25 protein-coding genes and 1 tRNA gene are annotated in these 25,777 nt (G+C 63.8%); 10 read left to right on the top strand and 16 right to left on the bottom strand.

Features of this window, described 5'->3' with window-relative positions; all coding sequences use genetic code 11:
* Nucleotides 1-2,367 (bottom strand): ribonuclease R, encoded by a 2,367-nt coding sequence (gene rnr / locus ACFSJC_RS09065; RefSeq protein ID WP_386025870.1) that lies wholly within the window; start codon nt 2,365-2,367, stop codon nt 1-3.
* Between the two features lie 115 nt (nt 2,368-2,482).
* Between rnr and ACFSJC_RS09060 the strand changes: the two genes are divergently transcribed.
* Nucleotides 2,483-2,569: transfer RNA gene (locus ACFSJC_RS09060), tRNA-Leu, on the top strand.
* A gap of 203 nt (nt 2,570-2,772) precedes the next feature.
* Here ACFSJC_RS09060 and pssA read toward each other — a convergent pair.
* Nucleotides 2,773-3,525 (bottom strand): CDP-diacylglycerol--serine O-phosphatidyltransferase, encoded by a 753-nt coding sequence (pssA, locus tag ACFSJC_RS09055; RefSeq protein WP_386025868.1) that lies wholly within the window; start codon nt 3,523-3,525, stop codon nt 2,773-2,775.
* Nucleotides 3,526-3,791: 266 nt separating this feature from the next.
* On the opposite strand from pssA, the gene hoxE reads away from it, so the two are divergent.
* The 7 genes from hoxE (at nt 3,792) to ACFSJC_RS09020 (ending at nt 9,513) form a co-directional block, all read left to right on the top strand.
* Nucleotides 3,792-4,286 (top strand): bidirectional hydrogenase complex protein HoxE, encoded by a 495-nt coding sequence (gene hoxE, locus ACFSJC_RS09050; RefSeq protein ID WP_386025866.1) that lies wholly within the window; start codon nt 3,792-3,794, stop codon nt 4,284-4,286.
* A 1-nt stretch (nt 4,287) separates the two neighbouring features.
* Nucleotides 4,288-5,904 (top strand): NADH-ubiquinone oxidoreductase-F iron-sulfur binding region domain-containing protein, encoded by a 1,617-nt coding sequence (locus ACFSJC_RS09045; protein WP_386025864.1) that lies wholly within the window; start codon nt 4,288-4,290, stop codon nt 5,902-5,904.
* A 63-nt stretch (nt 5,905-5,967) separates the two neighbouring features.
* Nucleotides 5,968-6,699 (top strand): bidirectional hydrogenase complex protein HoxU, encoded by a 732-nt coding sequence (hoxU, locus tag ACFSJC_RS09040; protein ID WP_386025862.1) that lies wholly within the window; start codon nt 5,968-5,970, stop codon nt 6,697-6,699.
* A complete protein-coding gene (locus ACFSJC_RS09035) occupies nt 6,696-7,238 on the top strand; it encodes an NADH-quinone oxidoreductase subunit B family protein (RefSeq protein ID WP_386025860.1) in 543 nt (180 codons plus the stop codon). Before hoxU ends, ACFSJC_RS09035 begins: the two co-directional genes overlap by 4 nt.
* A 44-nt stretch (nt 7,239-7,282) precedes the next feature.
* Nucleotides 7,283-7,570, top strand: coding sequence for a hypothetical protein (locus ACFSJC_RS09030; RefSeq protein ID WP_386025859.1), 288 nt, complete (start codon nt 7,283-7,285; stop codon nt 7,568-7,570).
* Nucleotides 7,571-7,624: 54 nt separating this feature from the next.
* Nucleotides 7,625-9,052, top strand: coding sequence for a Ni/Fe hydrogenase subunit alpha (locus tag ACFSJC_RS09025; RefSeq protein ID WP_386025857.1), 1,428 nt, complete (start codon nt 7,625-7,627; stop codon nt 9,050-9,052).
* Between the two features lie 5 nt (nt 9,053-9,057).
* Nucleotides 9,058-9,513: a hydrogenase maturation protease gene (locus ACFSJC_RS09020; protein WP_386025855.1), complete on the top strand. Its 456-nt coding sequence runs from the start codon at nt 9,058-9,060 to the stop codon at nt 9,511-9,513.
* Nucleotides 9,514-9,555: 42 nt separating this feature from the next.
* Here the strand turns inward: ACFSJC_RS09020 and ACFSJC_RS09015 are convergent, their stop codons facing one another.
* The 14 genes from ACFSJC_RS09015 to gnd all read right to left on the bottom strand — a co-directional run bounded on the left by ACFSJC_RS09015 (nt 9,556) and on the right by gnd (nt 23,117).
* Entirely contained in the window at nt 9,556-10,695 is a 1,140-nt protein-coding gene (locus ACFSJC_RS09015; RefSeq protein WP_386025853.1) for a hypothetical protein, read from the bottom strand.
* Nucleotides 10,696-10,709: 14 nt separating this feature from the next.
* Entirely contained in the window at nt 10,710-11,477 is a 768-nt protein-coding gene (locus tag ACFSJC_RS09010) for a hypothetical protein (RefSeq protein WP_386025851.1), read from the bottom strand.
* Between the two features lie 255 nt (nt 11,478-11,732).
* Nucleotides 11,733-12,686: a thiamine-phosphate kinase gene (gene thiL / locus ACFSJC_RS09005; protein ID WP_386025935.1), complete on the bottom strand. Its 954-nt coding sequence runs from the start codon at nt 12,684-12,686 to the stop codon at nt 11,733-11,735.
* A 10-nt stretch (nt 12,687-12,696) separates the two neighbouring features.
* Nucleotides 12,697-13,188 carry a transcription antitermination factor NusB gene (nusB, locus tag ACFSJC_RS09000; protein ID WP_386025849.1) on the bottom strand — a complete coding sequence of 164 codons (492 nt, stop codon included), beginning with the start codon at nt 13,186-13,188 and terminating at the stop codon, nt 12,697-12,699.
* 1 nt (nt 13,189) lies between these two features.
* Complete coding sequence (gene ribH, locus ACFSJC_RS08995; protein WP_007042619.1) at nt 13,190-13,660, bottom strand: 6,7-dimethyl-8-ribityllumazine synthase; 471 nt, start codon at nt 13,658-13,660, stop codon at nt 13,190-13,192.
* Nucleotides 13,661-13,769: 109 nt separating this feature from the next.
* Nucleotides 13,770-14,900: a bifunctional 3,4-dihydroxy-2-butanone-4-phosphate synthase/GTP cyclohydrolase II gene (gene ribBA, locus ACFSJC_RS08990; protein WP_386025847.1), complete on the bottom strand. Its 1,131-nt coding sequence runs from the start codon at nt 14,898-14,900 to the stop codon at nt 13,770-13,772.
* Between the two features lie 75 nt (nt 14,901-14,975).
* Complete coding sequence (locus ACFSJC_RS08985; protein ID WP_386025845.1) at nt 14,976-15,635, bottom strand: riboflavin synthase; 660 nt, start codon at nt 15,633-15,635, stop codon at nt 14,976-14,978.
* 38 nt (nt 15,636-15,673) lie between these two features.
* On the bottom strand, nt 15,674-16,819 hold the full coding sequence (ribD, locus tag ACFSJC_RS08980) for a bifunctional diaminohydroxyphosphoribosylaminopyrimidine deaminase/5-amino-6-(5-phosphoribosylamino)uracil reductase RibD (protein WP_386025843.1): 1,146 nt from the start codon (nt 16,817-16,819) through the stop codon (nt 15,674-15,676).
* A complete protein-coding gene (nrdR, locus tag ACFSJC_RS08975) occupies nt 16,816-17,331 on the bottom strand; it encodes a transcriptional regulator NrdR (protein WP_386025841.1) in 516 nt (171 codons plus the stop codon). Before nrdR ends, ribD begins: the two co-directional genes overlap by 4 nt.
* Nucleotides 17,332-17,438: 107 nt before the next feature.
* Nucleotides 17,439-18,695, bottom strand: a complete 1,257-nt coding sequence (gene glyA, locus ACFSJC_RS08970; RefSeq protein ID WP_386025839.1) for a serine hydroxymethyltransferase — start codon at nt 18,693-18,695, stop codon at nt 17,439-17,441.
* Between the two features lie 244 nt (nt 18,696-18,939).
* Nucleotides 18,940-19,371: a phosphate-starvation-inducible protein PsiE gene (locus ACFSJC_RS08965; protein WP_386025837.1), complete on the bottom strand. Its 432-nt coding sequence runs from the start codon at nt 19,369-19,371 to the stop codon at nt 18,940-18,942.
* Nucleotides 19,372-19,854: 483 nt separating this feature from the next.
* Nucleotides 19,855-21,402, bottom strand: a complete 1,548-nt coding sequence (zwf, locus tag ACFSJC_RS08960; protein ID WP_386025836.1) for a glucose-6-phosphate dehydrogenase — start codon at nt 21,400-21,402, stop codon at nt 19,855-19,857.
* Between the two features lie 9 nt (nt 21,403-21,411).
* Complete coding sequence (gene pgl / locus ACFSJC_RS08955; RefSeq protein ID WP_386025834.1) at nt 21,412-22,140, bottom strand: 6-phosphogluconolactonase; 729 nt, start codon at nt 22,138-22,140, stop codon at nt 21,412-21,414.
* Nucleotides 22,140-23,117 carry a phosphogluconate dehydrogenase (NAD(+)-dependent, decarboxylating) gene (gene gnd, locus ACFSJC_RS08950; protein WP_386025832.1) on the bottom strand — a complete coding sequence of 326 codons (978 nt, stop codon included), beginning with the start codon at nt 23,115-23,117 and terminating at the stop codon, nt 22,140-22,142. The genes pgl and gnd overlap by 1 nt, the downstream gene beginning before the upstream one ends.
* A 446-nt stretch (nt 23,118-23,563) precedes the next feature.
* Between gnd and ACFSJC_RS08945 the strand changes: the two genes are divergently transcribed.
* The gene (locus ACFSJC_RS08945; protein ID WP_386025831.1) at nt 23,564-25,390 is read left to right on the top strand and encodes a DUF1538 domain-containing protein; all 1,827 of its coding nucleotides are present in this window, start codon (nt 23,564-23,566) and stop codon (nt 25,388-25,390) included.
* Nucleotides 25,387-25,767, top strand: a complete 381-nt coding sequence (locus ACFSJC_RS08940) for a P-II family nitrogen regulator (protein WP_386025829.1) — start codon at nt 25,387-25,389, stop codon at nt 25,765-25,767. Before ACFSJC_RS08945 ends, ACFSJC_RS08940 begins: the two co-directional genes overlap by 4 nt.
* The last annotated feature ends 10 nt before the right edge of the window (nt 25,768-25,777 follow it).

Raw genomic sequence — 25,777 nt, 5'->3', positions numbered from 1 at the left:
TCAATCGGAGGGCGCCTGACCGCTGGGCTTGCGCTTACGCCGATTGCGTTGACGCGGCTTTTTGGAACCGGATGGCGCCTTGGCACCCGATGGTGCCGCAGAACCGGATGGCGCGGCGGGCTTGTCCTTCGCACGTCCGGCCGACTTGCGCCGCGACGATCCATCGGTCTGCGAGGCAGCCGGCTCGGCGAGGACGAAATCGATCTTGCGATCGTCCAGATTCACTGCGGCGACCTGAACACGCAAACGGTCTCCCAGCCGATAGACGGTTCCCGTGCGCTCACCGTGCAGACGGTGGCCGATGGGATCGAAGTGATAGAAGTCGTTGTCCAGCGCGGTGATATGCACCAAGCCGTCGACGAAAAAGGTATCGAGTTCGACGAAGATGCCGAATGAGTTGACGCTGGTGATGGTGCCGTCGAACTTCTCGCCCAGCTTGTCCTGCATGAACTCGCACTTGAGCCAGTCCTCGGCATCGCGGGTCGCCTCGTCGGCGCGACGCTCGGTGCCCGAGCTATGCTCGCCGATCTGCTGCAACTCGGTGCCCGAGTAGTCCATATCGGCCGTCGTGCCGCCCGCCAGCAAATGCTTGATGAGCCGGTGCACCACCAAATCCGGGTAGCGCCGGATCGGCGAGGTGAAATGGGTGTAGGCATCGTAGGCCAGACCGAAATGGCCGGCATTGTCCGAGCTGTACATGGCCTGCTGCATGGAGCGCAACAGCACCGTCTGAATCAGACGCCAGTCCGGGCGGCCCTTAACCTGTTGGAGCAGCTCGGCATAGTCGTGCGCGGTCGGCTTGGGGCCGCCCGGCAGCTTGAGCGCCAATCGATCCAGGAACTCGCGCAGATCGTGGAGCTTCTCCTCGCTCGGCGTATCGTGGATGCGGTAGATGGCCGGAATGCGCTTGCGCTGGAACAGACGCGCGGCGGCGACGTTGGCCGCCAGCATGCACTCCTCGATGAGCTTGTGCGCATCGTTGCGCACCTGCGGCACGACCGCCTCGATACGCCCCTGGTCGTTGAATGCGAACTTGGTTTCGGTGGTGTCGAAGTCGATCGCACCGCGCTGGACCCGCGCCTGGTGCAGCACCTGATAGAGCTGATAGAGCTCATGCAGATGCGGCAGCAGCTCTGCGTATTTGCTGCAAAGCTCCCCGTCCCCATCGACCACCATGGCCGCAACCTGGTCGTAGGTCAGTCGAGCATGGGAGCGCATTACGGCCTCGAAGAAACGCGTGCGCGTGACCTTGCCCTCGGCGTTCACGTACAGCTCCGCCGTCATGCACAGCCGATCCACATGGGGATTCAGCGAGCAGAGACCGTTGGAGAGGACCTCAGGCAACATGGGAATGACCCGGTCGGGGAAATAGACCGAGTTGCCGCGCGCATAGGCTTCGGCATCCAAGGCGGTCCCCGGTCGCACGTAGCTCGACACGTCGGCGATACAGACCAGAAGCTTCCAGCCCTTGGGCTTGCGCTCGCAATAGACGGCGTCGTCGAAATCGCGCGCATCCGCCCCGTCGATGGTCACCAGCGGAAGCGCGCGCAGATCGGTGCGCCCCTCCTTCGCGGATTCCGGAACCTCGGGACCCAGCGCAGCGATCTCGGCCTCGACCGTCTCGGGCCACTCGATCGGCAGATCATGGGCGCGGATCGAGATATCCGTTTCCATGCCCGGCGCCATGTGGTTGCCCAGGACCTCGGCCACACGGCCGATCGGCTGGGTACGGCGCGTCGGCTGATCGATGATCTCCGCAACGACGATCTGACCCTGCTCGGCCCCATTGATGCGATCGCTTGGGATGATGATGTCGTGCGTCAGACGCTTGTTGTCCGGCACCACGAAGCCAACGCCACTTTCCTTATTGAGACGACCGACGACGGTGCGCGTGTTGCGCTCTAGGATCTCGACCACGGCGCCCTCAAGCCGGCCGCGACGATCGCGTCCACTCACCCGCACCACGACCCGGTCACCGTGAAAGAGCGCGCGCATCTCCTTAGGATAGAGATAGAGGTCGTCGCCGCCCTCGTCCGGACGGACGAACCCGAAACCATCCGGATGCCCGATCACGCGCCCGGCGATCAGATCGCGTTTGTTGACCGGACAAAATGCCTGGTTGCGATTCCGAACCAGCTGACCGTCGCGCACCATGGCGCCGAGGCGGCGATCCAGCGCGACGAGATCCTGCTCGTCCTGCAGCTCCAGGATGGCTGCCAATTCGTCGAAGGACAGAAGGGCACCGTTGCCGGTGATCGTTTCGAGGATAAATTCCCGGCTAGGGATAGGGTTAGCGTACTTTTTCGCCTCGCGCTGGCGATGAGGGTCCGCGTCTCTCGCGGTAGTGGATGCTCGACGTCTTGCCACGTGAATTCAGTATCTCCAGAAAAATGTTAGTGTACCCTTGACACGACCGACGTGTCTCTCTAATATTCGCAGCTCACCACGGGGACACACCGAAACGATGGTTCCCGGCCCCTTTGCCGAGGTGGCGGAATTGGTAGACGCGCATGGTTCAGGTCCATGTGGGCGAAAGCTCGTGGAGGTTCGAGTCCTCTTCTCGGCACCAAATTCTTAGGAGTCAGTCAAAAGGCTCCTACCCTAAAGGCGCTGCATATGCAGCGCCTTTTTGCGTTTCGGCGCGTCGAAAGCCGACTCGACGTTCCCACGAAAGAAACGCGCCCCACCCAGATGGACGCCCCGCGTCCCGAGTCAACGACTTAACAGCCAACCCGCGAACCCAAGCAGCGCTTGGACTCGCGAGAACGGCTATCAGGGCATGTCGTGACGGCGCTTCGCCCGATTCTGCCTGATCACCATCAGGGTCCAGGCCGGCCCCGAGATGGCATAGGTGAGTGCGAGCAGGAAGAGCACCAGCGGCGGATAGACGAAGACCACCGCGAACCCCAGCATGACCCCCACCGCAAGCAGAAAGGGCACCCGCCCCTGCAGGTTGAGCTGCTTGAAGCTCTGGTAACGGAAATTGCTGACCATCAGCAGACCGGCACCCGCCGTCAGGAAGGCGGCGAGCCAGGACACATCGGACCCGTCGACGCCCAGATCGCTGGCGGTCCAGATTCCGCTCGCGATGATGGCCGCTGCCGAAGGGCTTGCGAGCCCCTGGAAATAGCGTTTATCGGCGATCCCGACCTGGGTGTTGAAGCGCGCCAGGCGCAGCGCGGCGGCGGCCGTATAGACGAAGGCGGCCAACCAGCCGATCTTGCCCAATTCGCCGAGCGCCCAATGATAGGCGACCAAGGCCGGCGCCACGCCGAAAGCGACCATATCCGACAGGCTGTCGTACTCGGCACCGAAATCGGTCTGGGTATGGGTGATGCGGGCGATCCGCCCATCGAAGCCATCCAAAACCATCGCGGCGAAGATCGCCAGTGCGGCGGCCTCGAAGCGATTCTGGGTCGCGGACAACACGGCGTAGAAACCCGCGAACAAGGCTGCGGTAGTGAACAGATTCGGCAAGAGATAGATGCCGCGCGGTCTTTTGCGGGGAGGAAGCGTTTCGTCCATAGTATCGATAGTCGGTTGAGAAAGGGGCTTGATGACCGGGGCAGTATAGCGGCCGCCGCTCGGCCGTCGGAAGGACGGCGGAGGAAAACGGGCTTGCGATAACGGCCTCGACCGACTCCTATCGCGAACACGAATCTGTCATACACTTGCGCCATAGTGTCCGCTCACCGGACCCCAAGATCCAGCATTTCCGCCAACGCGGGGCTCGGTTCATGCTCACCGCGAAGGCTCGACAAGGCACCGCAATCATCCGCTCGGGAGGTGACATGACGCTGCAGCAAGTCAAACCGCCGTTGCCCAGCGCCGATACGCGCTGGAAACTGGTCAACGCCACCATGCGCCGCAACGGCTATGCCGGCCATGCCCTGATCGAGACGCTGCACAGCGTTCAGGACGCCTTCGGCTATCTCGACGAAACCTCACTGCGCTTCGTCGCCGCCTCGCTCGATTTACCGTTGAGCAAGGTCTTCGGCGTCGCTACCTTCTATCACATCTTCATGCTCAAGCCGAAAGGACGTCACACCTGTGTCGTCTGCACCGGCACGGCCTGCTACATCAAAGGGGCGGGAGAGCTTCTGGACGGCATCCGGGCACGCCACGACATCGGACCCGGAGAAACCACGCAGGACGACCGTCTCTCGCTACTCACGGCACGCTGCGTCGGCGCCTGCGGGCTGGCCCCGGCAGCCGTTCTGAACGGCGACGTCTTGGGCAAGCAAACCTCCGACACGCTCACCGCCAAGCTTGAGGAGCTGGACTGATATGCATCTGGAAGATCTCGCCGAAAAGGCCGCCGAATTCCGCGCCGAAGAGGCCGCCATCCAGCGCGAGGTTCGCGTCTGTGTAGCGGCTAGCTGTCAGTCCTCGGGCTCGCTCGCCGTCATGGACGCGCTCAAGAATGCCTGCGGCGACGGCAACGGAACCTGCCAGGTAAAGGGCGTGGGCTGCATGGGGCTCTGCTCGGCCGGTCCGCTGGTCGCGGTCGCCGACAAGGACTGCGGTCTCGATGAGTCGCTGCTCTATCGCGACGTGACCCCGAATGACGCCCCGGACATCATGGGCAGCGTCTGCGGATCGCCGGTAGAACGCCTACGATGTCCGACCGACCAGCCCTTTTTCGCCCGACAACACAAGATCGTGCTGGAGAACTCGGGGATCATCGATCCGGACAGCTTCAAGAATTATGTCGCCGTGGGCGGCTACGCCGGGATGGTCCGCGCGCTGAGCGAGATGACGCCGACGGACGTGCTGCGCGAGGTGACGACCAGCGGACTGCGCGGCCGTGGTGGCGGCGGCTATCCGACCGGGCTCAAGTGGTCGACCGTCGCCAAGATGCCAGCCGGACAGAAATACGTCATCTGCAACGCCGACGAGGGCGACCCAGGCGCCTTCATGGACCGCGCCGTGCTGGAGTCCGACCCCCATCGCGTACTCGAAGGCATGGCGATCGCCGCCTATGCCATCGGGGCCAACAAGGGCTACATCTATGTCCGGGCCGAATATCCGCTCGCGGTGGAGCGGCTGCAGACGGCGCTGCGCAAGGCCAAGCGCGCCGGCTTCCTCGGCAACAAGATCGCCGACACCCAGTTCAACTTCGAGATCGAGATCCGGCTTGGCGCCGGCGCCTTCGTCTGCGGCGAGGAGACCGCCCTCATGGCCTCGATCGAGGGTCTGCGCGGCCAGCCGCGTCCGCGCCCGCCCTACCCGGCCGAGTCAGGCCTCTGGGGCTGTCCCACCCTCATCAACAACGTCGAGACCTTTGCCAACATCGCCCCCATCATCCGCGAGGGCGGCGACTGGTTCGCCGCGATCGGGACCGAGCGCTCCAAGGGCACCAAGGTCTTCGCGCTGGCTGGAAAGATCCATAACACGGGGCTGATCGAGGTGCCGATGGGCACCAAGCTACGCGACATCATCGAGATCATCGGGGGCGGCATCCCCGACGGCAAGTCGTTCAAGGCGGTCCAGACCGGCGGCCCCTCCGGCGGCTGCATCCCGGACCACCATCTCGACATCCCGGTCGACTACGACAGTCTCAAGACGCTCGGCACCATGATGGGATCGGGCGGCATGATCGTCATGGACGAGACCTCCTGCATGGTGGACGTGGCCCGCTATTTCATGGAGTTCTGCATGACCGAGTCCTGCGGCAAATGCATTCCCTGCCGCACCGGCACCTGGCAGATGCACGGCCTCTTGGACAGGATCGCCAAATCTCAGGGCACCCAGGCCGACCTGGCCTTGCTGGAGGAACTCTGCGAGGTGGTCCAGGCCACCAGTCTCTGCGGCCTGGGACAGACGGCGCCGAACCCCGTCCTCAGCACGCTGCGCTACTTCCGCGACGAGTACGAGGAGAAGCTCCAGCAGCCGACGAGCTGACGCCGCCCGACATCAACCTTAGCGCCAGCGAACCCGAACCCGACGACCCTTCACGGAGCCACCATGCCGCGACCAGCCACCCAGCCGAACATCCGTGTCGTCACACTCAAGATCGACGATCTGGATCTGTCCGCACGCGAGGATGAGACCATCATCGAGGTCTGCCGCGAAAACAAGATTCCCATCCCGAGCCTCTGCTACCTCGATGGACTCTCGACCTGGGGCGCCTGCCGTCTGTGCGTCGTCGAGCTGGAGGGTCAGAACCGGTTGACCGCCGCCTGCTCGACCCGGGTCGCCGAAGGCATGCGCATCCACACCAACACCGAGCGGCTGCAGCGTTATCGGCGCACCATCATCGAACTTCTGTTCGCCGAGCGGAACCACATTTGCTCGGTGTGCGTCTCCAACGGTCACTGCGAGCTCCAGTCGCTGGCGCAACGCTGCGGCGTCGAGCATGTACGCGTTCCCTACCGCCAGGCGGCCTACCCAGTGGACAGCTCGCACGAGATGTTCCGGCTCGACCACAATCGCTGCGTCCTTTGCACCCGTTGCGTACGGGTCTGCGACGAGATCGAAGGCGCCCATACCTGGGACGTCATGGGACGCGGCAGCGACTGCCGCGTCATCACCGACCTGGCCCTGCCCTGGGGTTCAAGCGAGACCTGCACCGGCTGCGGCAAATGCGTCCAGGTTTGCCCCACCGGGGCGCTCGTCAAACAGGGGACCTCGGTCGGAGAGATGGTCAAGGACCAGCACTTCCTGCCGATCCTCGCGCGCCGGAGACATGCACGATGAGCAATGAGCGCAAGATCACGGTCGCCACCACCTGGCTCGACGGCTGCTCGGGCTGCCACATGTCCTTTCTCGACATGGACGAGCGCCTGATCGCGCTCGCCGAACAGGTCGATATCGTCTACAGCCCGTTGGTCGATACCAAGGAGCTCCCCGAACAGGTAGACGTCGGCATCCTGGAGGGCTCCGTCAGCTCCGAGGACGATTTGGAGAAGGCGAAGATGTTTCGCCAACACTGCAAACTGCTCATCAGTCTCGGCGACTGCGCCGTCAACGGCAATGTCCCCTCCATGCGGAACCATTTCAAACTCGCCGGTGTCATGGATCGGGCCTATCGCGAGAACGTCACCCTGCAGCCCCAGATCCCGGTGCGCGGGGTTCCGGCCCTGCTTGGCACCGTCAAACCCATCCATGGGGTGGTCGCAGTCGATCTCTTCGTGCCGGGCTGCCCGCCACACGCCGACGCAATCTGGTATGTCTTGAGCGAACTGATCGAGGGTCGCACCCCCGATCCCAGCCAGGTCACCCGGTTCGGAGCTTGACTCACAAGACCACCATCACAAGAAGACAACCGGAGACAACCACGTTGAGCGACTCACAAGTAGAGGCAGGCGTCATCGTCGCCATATTGGATCGAATGCGCACCCAACGCCTGCCACGGGCGCTCGACCTCAAGGAGAAGGTGGACCAAGGCGAACGCCTCGATAGCTTCGACATCCAGTTTCTGCAGGAGGTGTTCGACTTCACCCAGAGCCAGCAGCACACATGGGAGAAACATCCCGAGCTGCACGATATCATCGCCAGACTCGTTCATCTCTATCACGAGATCACGACCAAGGCGTTGGAAAACGAAGAAAAGGCCAGCGACGGCTGACCCTTCAACGCGGCAGCAATCGACTTCATCGTCATGCAACAAGGGGCCGAATCCATGAGCCGAACCCTCACGATCGAACCAGTGACCCGCATCGAGGGGCATGCGCGCATCACCCTTCAACTCGGTGACGGCGGCGAAGTGGAAGACGCCAAATTCCACCTCACCCAGTTTCGCGGATTCGAGAAGTTCTGCGAGGGTCGCCCCTACCGCGAGATGCCGGCCCTGACCGCGCGAACCTGCGGCATCTGCCCGGTCAGCCACCTGCTCGCCTCGAACAAGGCCTGCGACCACCTGCTCTCGGTCAGCATCCCACCGACCGGCGAGAAGCTGCGCCGGATCATGAATCTGGCCCAGCTGGTCCAGTCGCATGCACTCTCCTTCTTCCATCTTTCATCGCCCGACCTGCTCATGGGCTGGGATGCCGATCCCGCCTCGCGCAACATCTTTGGCGTGATGCGTCAGGACCCAGCGCTCGCCAAGGACGGCATCCGTCTGCGCCAGATCGGCCAGACCGTCATCGAAATGCTCGGGGGCAAGAAGATCCATCCGACCTGGGTCGTCCCGGGCGGCGTCAACGAACCGCTGTCGCAGGAAAAGCGCGACGCCATGCTCAAGCTCCTGCCGGAAGGGCTGGAGATCGCCAAGCGGACCTACGCCTTCTTCAAGACGCTGGTCCCCAAGTTCCTGGACGAGGCGAACCACTTCGGCAACCAACCGACCATGTTCCTGAGCCTGGTGACGCCCAAGGGCGATCTGGAGCACTACGACGGGCTGTTTCGGCTCAAGGATGCCCAGGGGCGCATCCTTGAAGATATGGTTCCTCCGGAGGACTACGAGCGCCTGATCGGCGAGGCGGTCGAGGACTTCAGCTATATGAAGTTCCCCTATTACAAGCCGCACGGCTATCCCCAGGGGATCTATCGGGTCGGACCCCTCGCCCGGCTCAACAACGCCAACGCCTGCGGCACGCCCTATGCCGACGTCGCACTGGCCGAGTTCCACATGCTCCAGGAATCCGGCCCCATCGCCAGCAGCTTCCACTATCACTATGCGCGGCTGGTCGAGATCATCTTCGGACTGGAGATGATGGAGCGTCTACTCAAGGATCCCGCCATCTTGGATAGCCGGGTGCGGGCACGCGCGCGCAGCAACCGCTCGGAAGGCATCGGCGTCTCCGAGGCACCGCGCGGGACGCTCATCCATCATTACCGGATCGACGACGACGGGCTCATCACCTGGGTCAACCTCGTCATCGCCACCGGGCACAACAACCTGGCCATGAATCAGGCCATCCGCCAGGTCGCCGATGCCTACGTCGACGGCAACAACCTGCAGGAGGGCATGCTGAATCGCGTCGAGGCGGTCATCCGCTGTTTCGACCCCTGCCTATCCTGCGCCTCGCACGCCTTCGGCCAGATGCCGCTGCGCATCGAACTGGTCGACCGAGCCGGGCGTGTGGTCGACACGCTCAACCGAGACTGAGCGCCGTGAAGACACTCATCATCGGCTACGGCAGCCCGATCCGAGGCGACGACGCACTGGGACCGCTGGCCGCAGATCGGCTGGAGAATACCGAGCTGCCTGAGCATGTGGCGGTCATCTCCCGCCATATTCTGACGGCGGAACTGGTCGCCGACCTCATGGACACGGATCGAGTGATCTTCCTCGATGCCGCCGTAGACGTGGAACCAGGGGCGGTCAACTGCCGACGACTCGAACCGGATGCCGCCGCCGTCTCGACCATGGCCCATTTCCTCGACCCGCGCGAGTTGCTCGCCTGGTGCCAGAGCCTCTACGGCCATGCCCCCGAAAGCTATCTCATCTCCGCCGGCGTCGCCTCGCTCGATTACGCCAGCTACCAGCTCACGCCCATCGCCGAATCCGCGCTCGACCAGATGCTGACAGCCGTCGCACAGCTCATCGACACACCAACCGCCCCGTAGGGAGCAACCTCGCGGACAGGCATGACCGAACGTCGCCCCGGGTTAGGGGTCGATCAGATTCCGATCGCGCAGCCAAACGGCGATGCGCTGGGCGATCAGTCGATTGCCTTCTGGCGAGACATGCGCGCGCAGGAAGAGTCCGTCGAGCGATTCCGGCCCATTGGTCTGCACGTGCTTGGCGAAGAGCGAGACCATCTCGATGCAGTCGAGCGAACCGGCCTCGCAATGATCGATGATGTGCCGGACCGCGCTGGGCAGGCGACCGGTACGCAGCATTTCCTGAACCTCCTCCCGCTGCGGTAGAACCAGCAGCAATGGACGCGCCTCCTGTTCGCGTGCATCGACAAAGAAGCGGTCGAAGATGGCGAACATGAGCGAGCGCGGCTCCTCCTGCTCCCAGAGCTCCGCCCAGGGTCGAGGGTTCATGTCCGTCACCGGCCGTTCCATCTTGCCGGAGATGGCCTCCTTCCAGATGCGCTGATTCAGGAGAATGGCGCTGTATGGAAAGCCCAGAACCGGATACTCGTCGCGATTGAACCACCAGTCATGCTTGCCAGCGGAGCGCAGGAAGGCGTCGTCCATCAGATTGGGCAGATCGGACTTATCCTGGATGGGATTCTCCAACAGGGCCAGCTCGCCGTCGCGTTGGATGAATCGGGGCTTGGTGAAGTGGAGCTGGGTGCCCGGGTAGTAGTAGGGTCGATAGACGTTGACCGTGCGGTTGATGTTCTCCGTGATCAGACCGAGCGTGACCACCGGCGTGCGATGGGCGGGGAACTCGTCCTTGAACCGGAGATAGGCCTGTCCGGTCCCGAAGCCGCCGACGCCGTAATTGAAGACATCCGAGCCTGTTTCATCGGCAAGGAAGGTTTCCCAGGTCTGATCGTCCTCCACCTCGTCGCAATGGGTATAGGAATCGCCATAGGCCGACACCAAGGCCTTGCCGTAGGCTCTTGCCAGTGGGCGCTCGCCCTGAGGCGTCGAATAATGCTCGCTCCAACCCAGACGCGCGTCGAAATGCTGTTCGGCAAGCGGAAGATCGGCCTTGGGGAGACGATAGAGTTCCGTATCCAGGAAGGTGAAGCGATCCTGAAAGAGGCGGAAGACGCCGAAGCTCATGAGTTCGATCGTCCCCAGCAGAAAGAGGACGAGAAAGCCATAGAGAAACAGTTTGCGGGCCATGTGGATTCCAGTGATCAACAGGTGCAGGCTTCGCGGACGGGAACCACCCGTTCGAGCGCGGAAACAGCTTTTTGGACCAACACATTAGACTGTGTCTGATCGACGCCTCGGTCGACGATTTTGACGAAGGTTCGCTCACCGTGCGGATATTGATCCTCACCATCGAACCAGGACCAGGTATCCAGCCCTGCCGGATTGGCATCGAACTCGGTGCGCTGGTAGATGCCGCGAATCGCGTAGAAGGCATCCTGGGAAAACGTGGCGCGGAATGCCGGCAGATGCCAGTCGCCGAGATCGAGATAAACCGCCTCGCCCTCGTGAAAGATGACCACCGTGTTGAGCGCCCAAACGTCCTTTCCATGTCGCGCGGCGGCCTCTCTGACCGCTCGGTTCACCCAGCGGTGGTGGACATGTCCGTACTCGCCCCAGTTGTTGTGGGTCACGATCCGAGCGAATTCGGGCTTGGCTACCCAAGGCTCGACCGCCGAGAGAATCCGCTCGTAATTCCAGTCCTTCTCGCGCTCGCAACGATCGAGCAACCCAAAGCTGTCCAACCATTCCTGGTCCGTCGCCGTGCCGGCAAAGAGGCTGCGCCATCGGTCTCGATAGGATTTCGAATGCTGGGCCACCACGCAGGCATGGGCCGGCGCCGGGGGAGCTGCCGCGAGCAGCAGCGTGGCGGCGGAATCCTGAAAGGGCTGCATCCAGAGCAAATCGTCGTCTTGATGGGCGAAAACGAGGAGCGTAGCCCCGTCGTCGAAACGTTCGTCGGTCGATGGCATGGGAGTCGGTCGGTATTGGCGCGCTCACCGCAAGCGGTGAGCCAGAAACGCATCTAAAAGATCGCAAAGATCGGAACACGGATACGAAGGCGAGACCCGAAACGATCGCGGATCGGGCCACGCCTGAACGATCCAAGCGGAGAGAAAAGGATTCAGGAATCGGACATAGGAAACCGAATCGATAGCAAAAGACGCGTCAGGAAAAATCAGAAGCGCATCGTGAAGGACTGGAGGGTGAGAGGCCCGTCACTCGTCCTATTGGAGAAAATGATCGTAACCAACCTGAGCAAGGGGCCAGATATCCCCGCCTGGGAGGCGGCAGGTCAGGCCGGAGCCTGCCCGAATCGCCCCGATCTGGGCGACGGGACATCCCAAGGAGGCGGCAAACCCCTGGACCTGCATGAGCCGCTCGGCTGGCAGACAGAAACAGAGCTCGTAGTCGTCGCCGGACGCCAGGGGCAACCCCCAATCCGATGATTCGGACACGGCATCGGCAACCTGAGGCGACAGCGGCAGCTTCGTCAAATCGATCTCGGCCGCAACCCTGGACGCATCGAGGATGTGCCCCAGATCCGCAGCCAAGCCGTCCGAGACGTCGATCATTGCGGTCGCGAGACCACGCAGACGCCGGCCAAGCTCGACCCTTGGGGTCGGATATTCGAGCCGGCGCCGCAGGCTGGGATCGACCGACTCGCCCGCAAGCAGGTGACGCAAGGCCAGGCCCGCATCGCCAAGGGTTCCAGTGACGCAGACCAGATCGCCCACGCGCGCGCCGCCACGACGCACCGCCGCGTTCGAGGGCACGAAGCCGTGGACCTGAACGGTCACGCTCAATGGACCACGCGTGGTATCGCCCCCGACCAGACGCATGCCATAGGCCTTCGAGAGCCGGGAATACCCCGTGGCGAATTCGCACACCCAGTCCGAATCGACCTGCGGCAAGGTCACCGCCAAGGTCGACCAAGCCGGTTCGGCACCCATGGCGGCAAGGTCGCTCAGCCCGACAGCGAGCGATTTGTATCCCACGGCCGCCGGATCGCAGTCGGAAAAGAAATGGGTGCCCGCGACCAGCGTATCCATGCTGACGGCGAGCGACTGGCCCGCCGGAATCTCCAGCAACGCGCAGTCGTCGCCAACGCCGAGCCCCACGTCGGAACGACAGGGGCCGACATCGGTGAAACAGGCACGAATCAGATCGAACTCGGACAAACTCACGGACTCACACCTTGCGGTTCATGTCCCCGGCACGGCGTCTGGCGATCTTGTCGAGAACGCCGTTCACATATCGGTGCCCCTCATGAGCGCCGAGCAGCTTGGTGAGCTCGACCGCCTCGTTGATGGCGACCCGATCCGGAATATTGTCCGCGAAGAGGATCTCGAAGGCGCCAAGACGCAGGATCGCCAGCTCGACCGGATCGACCTGGCTGATGGGGCGATCGAGAAAGGAATCCAGTTGAGTATCGATCTCCTCGATATGCTCGGGCACCCCGGTCAGCAACTGTTCGAGCAGATCCACGTTGAAGTTGAAGCGCTGCCCGTTCTCCAGGGCCTCGTCATCGCCGATGCCGCTCAGCGAGGCGGCAACGGCGTCCAGCCATTCCGGATCGTCGAGCAGATGACGCTTGATGGACATGGGGTCGTCGCCGGTCAGACGCCATTGATAGAGCGCGAGCGCGGCATAACGCCGCGATTGAGTGCGGGGACTCACCATGTCAGTCGATCTGCCTCAGAAGGTCCACCATCTCCAGGGCGGACATGGCGGCCTCTGCGCCCTTGTTGCCGGCCTTGGTGCCGGCACGCTCGATCGCCTGCTCGATACTGTCGACGGTCAGCACGCCGAAGGCCACCGGCAAACCGTACTTGAGGCTGACCTGGGCCATACCCTTGACGCACTCACCGGCAACGTACTCGAAGTGCGGTGTACCGCCACGAATGACGGCGCCCAAGGCGACGATGGCGTCATAGCCGCCCTTGGCCGCGATCCGCTCGATCGTCACCGGCATCTCGAAGGCGCCGGGAACACGCACGATGGTCAGGTCCTCGTCGGTCGCACCGTGCCGCTTGAGCGCGTCGATCGCGCCCTTCTCCAGACTCTCCACCACGAAACTGTTCCAGCGGGACACCACCAGACAGAAACGGGCACGGTCGGCGCGCATGGCGCCTTCAATGGTCTTGATCGTCATAGAACCTCTAGATGAATCAGCGTCTATCTCTCTATCTATCTTGGACACCGGGTGCGTTCGCCCTGATCGCGCGGCGATCGCAGACCGATCTCCAGCCAGACGGATGGCCTCAGCTCGGCCGTCCACCGGTATATTCCACGACCTCCAGATCGAACCCAGAGATACCGTGCATCGCCTTGGGCGCGCTCATGACCCGCATCTTTCCCACCCCCAGGTCGGCCAGAATCTGGGCGCCGATCCCGTAGGTACGCAGTTCGTTGCGGTCCTGACGGCGGGACGGGACCTGATCGTCGCTATCGTGCAACTGGAAGTCCTTGAGTCGAGCCAGCAGGTCGTCCGAGCTATCGCGATTGCGCAAGACCACGACGACCCCCTCGCCCTCCGAGGCCACTTGACGCATCACATCCTGCAGCGGCCAACCGCAGGCATTGTGGGTCGTCCCGAAGAGGTCGCAGAGCGTGTTCTGCAGATGCACGCGAACCAGTGTCGGGCGGTCGGGGCGGATCTCGCCCAACGTCAGGGCGAGATGAATCTCGTTGTCGATGGTGTCGCGATAGGCCACCAGACGGAAATTCGCATAGGCGGTCGGCAGTTCGCACTCGCATTCGCGCAGCACGGCCTTCTCGTTGCGGACCCGGTAATGGATCAGGTCGGCGATGGTGCCGATCTTAAGGCCGTGCGTCTTGGCGAACGCCTCCAGATCCGGGCGGCGCGCCATGGTGCCGTCCTCGTTCATGATCTCGACGATCACGGCGGCAGGGGTGAACCCGGCCAGACGCGCCAGGTCGCAACCGGCCTCGGTGTGGCCGGCACGCACCAGCACGCCGCCCGGCTGCGCCATGACGGGGAAGATATGCCCCGGCATCACCAGATCCTTGGGACCGGCGTCCGACGCGACCGCTGCCTTGACGGTCGTCGCGCGGTCCGCTGCCGAGATCCCGGTGGTCACGCCGCGCGCGGCCTCGATCGAGACCGTGAAGGCGGTGGAATGGGCCGCCTGGTTGTCGTTGACCATCAGAGGCAGGCGCAAACGCGTGCAGCGCTCCTTGGTCAGGGTCAGGCAGATGAGGCCGCGTCCATGTTTGGCCATGAAGTTGATCGACTCAGGGGTCACGCAGTCCGCGACCATCAGAAGATCGCCCTCGTTCTCGCGATCCTCGTCGTCCATGATGATGACCATCCTGCCTTGACGCAGGTCTTCGATGATCTCTTCGGTGCTGTTCAGGCCGGGGCTAGTCATGGGTGTCAGTGCGTCGATCATGCTGGGAAGACAGTTGGAGCGTGAACGGAACGAATACGGCGCGATGCGTATCCCTTATCTAGCGAAGCCGTGCTCGGCGAGAAAATCGAGGGTCAGACCCGATGCCTTGGGGTCGGCCGCGCGCTCGCCGAGCAGCAGACGCTCCAAATAGCGCGCGATCAGGTCCACCTCCAGGTTGACCCGGACGCCGGGACGGTAATCGCCGATGATGGTTTCCTGGACGGTATGCGGAACGATGTTGAGCTCGAACACGGCCCCATCGATTCGATTGACGGTTAGACTGGTCCCATCGACGCAGATCGAACCCTTGTGCGCGATATAGCGCGCCAGATCGTCGGGCGCCTGGATACGCAAGCGCCAGGAACGCGCGTCCTCGTGCCGTTCCAGGAGCGTTCCCATCCCGTCGACGTGACCGCTCACCAGATGACCGCCCAAGGGAGTCGAGAGCGTCAACGCCTTTTCGAGATTGACCCGACCGCCAGGCACCAGAGCGCCCAGGGTCGTGAGCGACAGCGTTTCGCGCGAGACGTCGGCGGCAAATCCCTGGGGATTCAGCTCGACCGCCGTGAGACAGACCCCATTGACGGCGATACTGTCGCCAAGCACTACCGCATCGAGCGAGAGCTTGCCGGTCTCGATCGTCAACCGCACATCGCCGCCGCGCGGCTCCAAGCGAAGGACCCGACCGACGGATTGGATGATTCCAGTGAACATGAGTGGATTCCAGTGAGCGAGGGCGCGGTTTAACGAATTCAGATGTTGGAACGAGCGACCGACAGCCGGAGGCGCAGATCCGGCCCGATCCGCCGCACGTCTTGGATCTCCAGCGCCAGACGGTCGGCCATCGCCGAGATTCCGGGCAGATGGAAGAGTCCGCGCGAGGCGTCGCCCATCAGGTGAGGCGCGAGGTAGAGCCGAATCTCGTCGACCAGACCCGCCGTCAGCATGGCCCCGGCCAGACGCGCGCCCGACTCCAGCAGCACCTCGTTGATGCCGCGCCGCGCCAGCTCGCCCATCAGCGCCGCGAGATCCACGCGACCGTCCAATTCGGGCGCGCGCCAGACTCCAGCACCGGCCGACTCCAGGGCCGCCATACGCTCGGGGACATCCGCGACGCCGACCACCAGGGTCTCGCCCGCCAGCGCAAGCATCCGCGCATCTGCGGGCATGCGCCACTGACTGTCCACCAGAACGCGCATCGGCTGGCGCACCGGTGCGTCCGCATCCATGCCGGGCAGATCGCTCGCCGATAGGCGCACGTTCAGGCTCGGGTCGTCGGAGAGGACCGTTCCGATCCCGGTCAGGATCGCCGAGCTTTCGGCACGCAGCAACTGAACGTCACGACGCGAGTCGGGCGAGCTGATCCATTGGCTTTCGCCATCGGCCATGGCCGTGCGACCGTCCAGGCTCGCCGCCATCTTGCAGCGCACATAGGGTCGGCCCTGCTCCAACCGCTTGATGAAACCGGGATTCAGCGATCGAGCCTCGGCCTCCAGCACTCCGATCGACGTCTCGATCCCGGCATCCTTCAACCGCGCGAGTCCCTTTCCGGCAACCAGCGGATTGGGATCGACCATAGCGCACACCACGCGAGCGACTCCGGCCTCGACCAGCGCATCGGCGCAAGGTGGGGTTCGGCCGTGGTGGCAACAAGGCTCGAGCGTCACATAGGCCGTCGCGCCGCCGGCCTCGCTGCCCGCCTGGGCCAGTGCATGACGCTCGGCATGCGCCTCCCCCGCCCGACGATGCCAGCCCTCGCCGACGATACGTCCGTCGCGCACGAGCACGCAGCCGACGCGGGGATTGGGATCGGTGGTGAAGCGCCCAAGCCGAGCCAGGTGAATGGCTCGGGCCATGTATTCCTGGTCCGCGCCCTGCCCCGGATGATCGGCGGTCATCGCGTTTTCGGCTCCAGATTCTCGAGCAGATCCATCTGATGGTTCTGGAGATCGGGGCTGGGATGGCGTTCGAGCCGCTCGATCTCCTCGCGGAAGGCGGCGACGTCCTCGAAATGGCGGTAGACCGAGGCGAAGCGCACATAGGCGACCTGATCGAGCTGGCGCAGCTCGTCCATCACCATCTCGCCCACGCCGAGCGAGGGGATCTCGCGCTCGCCGCTCGACATGAGCCGGCGCTGGATGCGCGCCATGGCGGTGTCGACCTGCTCCGTGCTGACCGGGCGTTTCTCCAGCGCGCGCATCATCCCGGAACGCAGCTTGCGTCCATCGAACGGGACCCGGCTGCCGTCGCGCTTGACGATCCGAGGCAGATTCAGCTCCGCCGACTCATAGGTCGTGAAGCGCTCCTTGCAGACCGAGCATTTGCGACGCCGCCGGACCTGATCGCCCTCACCCGAGAGGCGCGAGTCGACCACCTTGGTATCCTGGGCACCGCAGAAGGGACAGCGCATGAGATTCAGCCTCCAGCCGTCAGCATCCAGCCACCAGCAACACTGGCGGCCGGAAACCGAGGGGGCGATGGATTCGAGGTCATGCGCCGCAACCGCCGGATCCGGACTCAGCGGCCGTAGACGGGAAAGCGCTTGCAGAGATCCAGCACCTTGGCCTTCACGTCGGCGATGACGGAAACGTCACCGCGCCCGTCGATGACGTCGCACATCCAGCCAGCCAGCGCGGTCGCCTCGTCGGTGCCGAAGCCGCGAGTGGTGATGGCCGGGGTGCCGACCCGAATGCCGCTGGTGACGAAGGGCGACTGCGGATCGTTGGGGACGGCGTTCTTGTTGACCGTGATGTTGGCGTCGCCCAGCCAGGCGTCAACGTCCTTGCCAGTCAGCCCCTGACTGATGAAGCTCACCAGGAAGAGATGATCGTCGGTGCCACCGGAAACCACATCGAAACCGCGCGCGATGAAGACCTCGGCCATGGCCTTGGCGTTGCGCACCACCTGTTCCTGATAGGTCTTGAACTCGGGCTCCAGCGCCTCTTTGAAGGCGACGGCCTTGGCCGCGATCACATGCATCAGCGGACCGCCCTGGATGCCGGGGAAGACGATGGAGTTGAGCTTCTTTTCGATCTCGGGATTGGACTTGGCGAGGATCAGGCCGCCGCGCGGACCGCGCAGGGTCTTGTGCGTCGTGGTGGTGGTGACGTCCGCGATCTGGACCGGGCTCGGATAGACGCCGGCCGCGATCAGACCCGCAACATGGGCCATGTCGACCATCAGATAGGCGCCGACGGCGTCCGCGATGTCGCGGAAGCGCTGCCAGTCGACCACGCGCGAATAGGCGGAGAATCCGGCCACGATCATGCGCGGCTTGTGCTCCTTGGCCAGACGCTCGACTTCATCGTAATCGATCTCGCCGGTCTCGGGGTTCAGACCGTACTGGACGGCGTTGTAGAGCTTGCCGGAGAAGTTCGGCTTGGCACCGTGGGTCAGGTGACCGCCGTGGGCGAGGCTCATGCCGAGCACGGTATCGCCGGGCTGGCAGAGCGCCATGTAGACGGCGGTGTTGGCCTGGGAGCCCGAGTGCGGCTGGACGTTGGCGTAATCGGCGCCGAAGAGCTGCTTGGCGCGATCGATGGCGAGCTGCTCGGCGACATCGACGTACTCGCAACCGCCGTAGTAGCGCTTGCTCGGATAGCCCTCGGCGTATTTGTTGGTCAGAACGCCGCCCTGGGCCTGCATGACGCGGGGGCTGGCATAGTTCTCGGAAGCGATGAGCTCGACGTGCTCTTCCTGACGGCGCTCTTCATCTTGAATCGCGGCCCAGAGCTCCGGGTCATAATCGCTGATCTGCATGGTCTTGTTAAACATCTGTATCGCCCCTCCGGCGCCGCAAAGCGAGGCATTGTAACGATTTTTGCCGATCAAGTCGCGAACGGATGAGGTTGCCCGAAACCATCCCGCCGACCGGTCACGCTTTGAGCACGACCGCATCGACATGCCGGACGCGCAGCCGCCCGATTCATCCGTTCGGACCCTGATTCAGGGATCGCGCCCGGCAGATGAGCGTCGCGGCGATCACGCCCGGTGGCCGACGCCCAGCGCCACAACGCGGCTATTCCTCAAGCTTCCCGGACTCGCGCGACACCTCATAGGGATAGCGCACATGCCCGAAACGGATCAGCAAAACGGCCGCCGCCAGGATCAGCACCGCGACCGAGGAGGCGATGAGCTGCCATTCCGTGAGTCCCTTCATGTCCAGAATCAGATGGCGGGCGAGCGCCACCATGGCGATGTAGAGCGGCATTCGCACGGGCAAGGCCCCGGACTCCAGGTAGACGGTCACCATGCTCAACACCTCCAGATAGATGAAGAGCAGCAACAGATCGGCCAGGGTGACCGTGCGCAGCGCGATCATCTCGAGGATCGCCTGGCCGCCCGCGATCACCGCCGCGACGGTGATCGCACAGAGCCCGACCAGTTCGACATAGGTCAGGGCGCGCCCGACGAGACGCGCGACACGCGGATGACGTGGCTTGCTCGTCATGCCAAACCTCCCCGCCGGCCACATCCGTTCACATCATCGGGGCCTGACTGGATATCGAGCCATTCACTGGGGCCGGGGTTCGTCGTGCTGCTCACACTCATGGGTTCAACAATCTCGTTCAGTCTGTTTTCAACGGCAATAGGGCCTCCGACCGCTCGCGCGAGACACAAGCGCCGGGAGGCACGCGGCAGGCTACTACGACCGACGGCCCGCACCTGGGTTCCTGCGCGACATTAGCCTAATCGACAGGCCCTGACCGAACGCTGTCCGCCCACGTCAGCGACGTCTTCAGCCGAAGCCCGAGGAGGAAGGATTTCAGGAACTGCGGACCAATCGGATATCGGCTGCATACACACGCCATCAGTCTCGCCGACGCAGGCGTTGCGCAACTCGCCGAAGGCGGGGATCCAGAACCCGCTCGCGCGCCCCGAAGCCACCGGGCGTGAGCCCGATTAGATTAGAGCAGGGCGCAGCCTAGGGGTATCAGATCTGGCAGGCCCATTGCGCATCGCCGATGGAACGCCAGACGTGCCCGTTCCACTCCAGCAAGCCATCGGCCTCGCGCGGCCCCTCGCTACCCGACACGTAGGTCGGTAGGGGGACATCGTTGCAAGCGGCCCAGGCGGTTTCGATTGGGGTCATGATCCGCCATTGAGCCTCCACCCCGTCGCACCGGGTGAACTGGGTCAAATCGCCGCGCAACGCATCAAGCAGAAGCACCGCGTAGGCCGACGGAGGCGCTTCAGCAAAGGCGGAGTGATAACAGAAATCCATGCTCACCGGTACCGCACTGCGCGAGGTTCCCGGCTCCTTGGCGCCGAAGGTCAGGCTGATCCCCTCGTCCGGCTGGATGCGCAGAATGATGACGTTGGACTGGAAGCAATCCTGACAGGGGAAGAAGCTGAGCGGGGGCTGGCGAAAATGTACGGCGATCTCGGTCACCTGCCGGGCCAATCGCTTACCGGTGCGCAGATAGAAGGGCACCCCGGCCCAGCGCCAGTTGTCGATGCGCAGATCGAGCGCGACATAGGTCTCGGTGCGCGAATCTGGCGGCACATTCGGCTCCTCGTGCCAACCCGGAACCGAGGCGCCGTCGATGGTGCCGGCAGCATACTGGGCTCGCACCGTGCGACTCGCCACCTCATCGGGCGTCATAGGCCGGATACTACGCCAGACCTCGGCCTTCTTGTCGTTCACCGAATCCGCGTCCAGTGCGACCGGCGAATCCATGGCGGTCAGCGCCAGCAGTTGCAGCAGATGGTTGGCCACCATGTCGCGCAGCGCGCCGGACTCCTGGTAGTAACCGGCACGACGACCGACACCGAGCGACTCGGCGGCCGTGATCTCGACATATTCGACATGGTTGCGATTCCACACCGACTCGAAGAGCGCATTGCCGAAGCGAAAGAAGAGGACGTTCTGAACCGTCTCCTTACCCAGATAGTGGTCGATGCGGTAAACCTGTCGCTCCTCGAAAACCTCGGCGATCAGCCGGTTGAGCTCCCGTGCCGACTCGAGGTCGTGACCGAAGGGTTTTTCGACCACGAGACGCGAAAACCCCCGGTCCTCGTGCTCGAGTCCCACGTCGGCGAGACGCTGAATGATGACGGGCGTGGCGCTCGGCGCGGTCGCCAGATAGAAGAGTCGGTTCGCGGTGGAGAACCCCGCCAACCGCTCGACCAAGGACTGATAAGTGCTCGGCTCCAGAAAGTCCCCGGAGAGATAGGAAATGCGCGAGGCGAAGTCGCTCCAGACCGTCTCCTTGAATGTCTGGATCTCGGAGGATTGAGCCACGCCCTCGCGCAATCGATCGCGAAAACGCGCGTCGTCCATCTCGCTCCGCCCGATGCCGAGGATCTGGAAGTCAGTCGCCAAACACTGGTTGTTGGCCAAACTGAAGAGCGCCGGGATGAGCTTGCGCCGAGTCAGATCCCCGGTTGCACCGAAGATCACCAGGACGCAGGGTTCGGCCCTGGGCAGGGGCGACTGCGGTTGCTCGGCAGGGCTCATGAGGTCGATGTTCGAAGACATGCGCCACTCCTATGCGGCTGAGGATTCGAGAGACAGCGTGCCATCGGAACCGATGAGCGTGAAGACATCAACCCGTTCGATCGCCGCGATCCGGCTCGCGGGCAGATCGCCCCCGGCGCACCAGAGGAAAACCGCGTCCTGTTTGTCGGAACCGGCGACCAGATAGAGACAGCGACGGGCGTAGCTCAGACGCGCCGGACTCAGCGAAACCCGCTCCTCCGGCGGCTTTGGCGCGCCATGCACCGCAATGGCATCCGGCCAGTGCGCCACACGCTCCCAGTCTCCACCAGGAAAGAGACTCGCGGTGTGCCCATCCTCGCCGAGCCCCAGAAGCACCAGGTCGAAGGCGCCGACCTCGGCGAGTCGCTGGGAATAGAGCTCCGCCGCACGCTCCGGTCCGAGCTCGGCCGGGATGACCTGGATCTGCGCCGAGGGAATAGGCACCGCATCCAACCAGGCCTCCGCCGCCATGCGGCTGTTGCGCTCGGGGTCGGTCGGTGGCAGACAGCGCTCGTCGCCGAAATAGATCCACCATACCGACCAGTCCGTATCGATCGAGCGCAGCGCCTGATAGATGGATCGCGGCGTCCGACCGCCAGCGAGCACCAGGACAAAGCGTCCGCTCGACTCGATCGACTGTTTCGCGACACCCTGAATCACCGCCACGGTCGCCCGCTCGAAATCGTCCCGTCTCGCGAACGCCCGAAAATGCGGATGCTGATGCGGCCAGGTCACCATCACCCCCCAGACGGTTCGCGATGCCCGCCAAAGCCGTGCCGCATGGCCGAGAGCATCTTCTCGGCGAAGGTATGCTCCTGACGCGAGCGAAAACGCGCATAGAGCGCGGCCGTCAGCACCTCGGCAGGAACCGCCTCGTCGATCGCCGCCTGGACCGTCCACCGCCCCTCGCCCGAGTCCTGAACGAAACCGCTGTAATCCGAAAGGGCCGCATCTTCCGCCAGGGCCGAGGCCGAAAGATCGAGCAGCCAGGAGGTCACGACGCTCCCGCGCCGCCACAGCTCGGCGATGTCGGCCAGATCCAGGTCGTAGCGCTCGTCGGCAGGCAATGCCTCGGCATTGGCGTTGCGCAGGATGTCGAAGCCCTCGGCATAGGCCTGCATGAGACCGTATTCGATCCCGTTGTGGACCATCTTGACGAAGTGCCCCGCACCCGAGGGGCCACAGTGGAGATAACCGCGCTCGGCGCTGCCGTTTCCGGTTCGCCCCGGAGAGGGCGGAATTCCGGCGCCCCCCGGGGCCAGCGTCGCGAAGACGGGCTCCAGGCGTTTCACAGCCTCGACCGGTCCGCCGATCATCAGACAATAGCCGCGCTCCAGCCCCCAGACACCGCCGCTGGTGCCCGCATCCAGATACTGGATGCCGCGCTCATCGAGCGCCTTGGCGCGCCGCACGTCGTCCTTGTAATAGCTGTTGCCGCCGTCGACGATGCTATCTCCCACGTCGAACAGCCCGGCCAGCTCGAACACCACCTGGTCGGTGACGGCCCCGGCCGGCAACATCACCCAGGCGGTGCGCGGAGGCGTCAGTCGCTCGGCCAGGGCGGCCAGGCTCTCGACCCCGATCGCCCCCTCGGCGACCAACGAATCCACAGCCGCCGGATCACGGTCGAAGACCACGCATTCGTGTCCGTCGTGCATCAAACGCCGGGCCATATTTCCACCCATGCGCCCCAAACCGACCATTGCAATCTGCATACACTGCCTCCTGACTCGTTCGGTGGACGAACCGCGCGGCACGCGGCTCCCGGTGTTCGACCTTGCTCGCACGGATGCGTTTCCAGCACGCCCTATCGACAGAGACCCTAGCGGAATCATCCGTCTGATTCCAACCGCGACCACAGAATTCCAGTGCAGCCTAACCGAGAAGATACAACCATGAAATCAACATGGGATAAAGCCTGATCCGCCTCACCGCCCTAAACGCAGGCACCCGGACAGCCCCTCGGTCACGACACTGAAATCCCGCGAGCCTGGAGTCGAGACGCCGGAGAACTTAAGATCCCACTCCAAACCCAGGATCGGCGCCTCATGGCGGTCACGACCAGACCGAAACAGGCGCCGAGATCGCCATCCGTCGCGACCTAAAGCGCACCAACCCTCAGCACCTGGCGCTCGCGAGCGCGACACACCAGGAGACACCCTTGCCAACAACGGAAGCCGATAGCCGAGATCGGCCAGAACCGAGACGGCCGCCAACCGAGATCCGCTTCGGCGCCTTCGTCCGCGAGATCACGGTCCAGCAGAACCGCATCTCCTACAACAACCTCACCCCCAAAGTCGGGCTCGACGCCCAAGGCAGCGAAATCCCCTACCAGGCACCACGGATCCGGCTGCGCCCGATCGATGCCTACCGCCTGATCCGGCCCTACGTCAGCACCCGCTTCGTGGAGCAGATCCGGGCCGTAGTGCCGCTGGCGCTCTATCTGGTGCTCTTTCAGCTCTTCATATTGCACCAGGACATCCTCGACGCGGGAATCATCGCGGGCGGACTGGTCGCCGTCATCCTCGGGCTCATGTGCTTCATGGAAGGGCTCAAGGTCGGGCTCATGCCATTCGGCGAGGTCCTCGGCAGTACCTTGCCGGCCAAGGCGCATCTCCATCTGGTGCTGCTCATCGCCTTTCTGCTCGGCATCGGCGTCACCTTCGCCGAACCGGCGATCGGCGCGCTCAAGGCCGCCGGGCAGATTGTCCATGTCGAATCGGCCCCCTATCTCTACGCCCTGCTCAACGACTGGTCCGACATCCTGGTGCTGGGGGTCGGACTCGGGGTCGGCATCGCTGCCGTGCTCGGCACCCTGCGCTTCCTCTATGGGTGGAGCCTCAAGCCACTCATCTATCTCACACTCGTTCCCACGCTGGGATTGACGCTCTATATCCTGACCGATCCCGAACTCGCCAAGACGCTCGGACTGGCCTGGGACTGCGGTGCGGTGACCACCGGACCGGTCACGGTCCCGCTGGTGCTCTCGCTCGGGATCGGCATCGCCGCCTCGGCCGGCAAGGGTCAGACATCGCTCTCGGGCTTCGGCATCGTCACCCTCGCCTCGCTCTTTCCCATCCTAGGCGTGGAGTTGCTGGCGATCTATGTCTCGCTCGTCACCAGCCCCGAGCAGATCGTCGCCGCCGCAGCCGAGGCCAGCGCGCTGGGGGCCGAACCAGGCTGGGCCGCCCAAACCCCGTGGCTGGAGATCTTTGGCGGACTGCGCGCCATCCTGCCCCTGGTTCTCTTCCTGTTCCTGGTGATGCGTCTGGTGCTGCGCGAGCGCATCCCGCATCCAGGGAACATTGCCTACGGCATCACCCTGGCGGCGCTCGGTATGATCATCTTCAATCTGGGCCTGACCTACGGACTCTCGAAGCTCGGCGCACAATCGGGCGGACTGGTCCCGGCCTCCTTCACCGACATCGCTACAGTCACAGGCGATCCGCTCTACAGCGTCGGCGTCGGGCTGGCCGTCGCCTTCCTCTTCGCCTGGCTGCTCGGATTCGGCGCGACACTGGCCGAGCCGGCCCTCAATGCGCTGGGCTTGACCGTCGAGAACCTCACCAACGGCGCCTTCCGCAAACAGCTGCTCATGTACGCGGTCTCGCTCGGGGTCGCCTTCGGTCTCGCGCTCGGCGTCGCCAAGATCGTCTTCGGCTTTTCCATCGCCTGGCTGCTGATTCCGGGCTATCTGCTGGCGGTCGTCCTGACCTTTTTCTCGACCGAGGAATTCGTCAACATCGCCTGGGACAGCGCCGGCGTCACCACCGGTCCCGTCACCGTTCCACTGGTGCTGGCGATGGGTCTTGGATTTGGGGATGCCATGCAGGCGATCGAAGGCTTCGGCATCCTCTCCATGGCCTCGATCTGCCCGATCCTCTCGGTGCTCGTCACCGGACTCTGGATCCAATGGAAGGTCCGCCGCAAGCATCGTCGCTACGACGAAGCCATGAATACGATCGATGCCCAGGAGGCTCCCGCGTGACCAAGCAAGAAATCGTCGTATTGACCGACGTCACACTCATCACCGCCAGCGTCCAACGCGGCATGGCCGACGAGATCGTCAAGGCGGCACAGGAGGCCGGAGCCCAAGGCGCCAGCATCCATTACGCCCACGGGCGCGGCGTGCGCGAGCGACTCGGGATCTGGGGACTCGCGATCGAGGCCGAGAAGGAGGTGATCAACATCGTCGTCTCCAGCGATCAGGTCGACCGCATCTTCGAAACGATGTACATCGCAGGCAAGATGGACACCCCCGGCATGGGGTTCATGTGGGTCACGCCGCTGGAGAAGGCGGCCACCTTCGTCCCGCCCGAAATCGTCGAGCGGCTCGCGCCCCCGAGCCCGAAACGGCGAACCTGAGCGAGGAGTA

It is taken from the genome of Thiorhodococcus fuscus (assembly GCF_042682685.1).
GTDB classification, from domain to species: domain Bacteria; phylum Pseudomonadota; class Gammaproteobacteria; order Chromatiales; family Chromatiaceae; genus Imhoffiella; species Imhoffiella fuscus.
The sequence above is the reverse complement of the archived record's forward strand: the minus strand, read 5'-3'. Positions and strand labels throughout refer to the sequence as shown.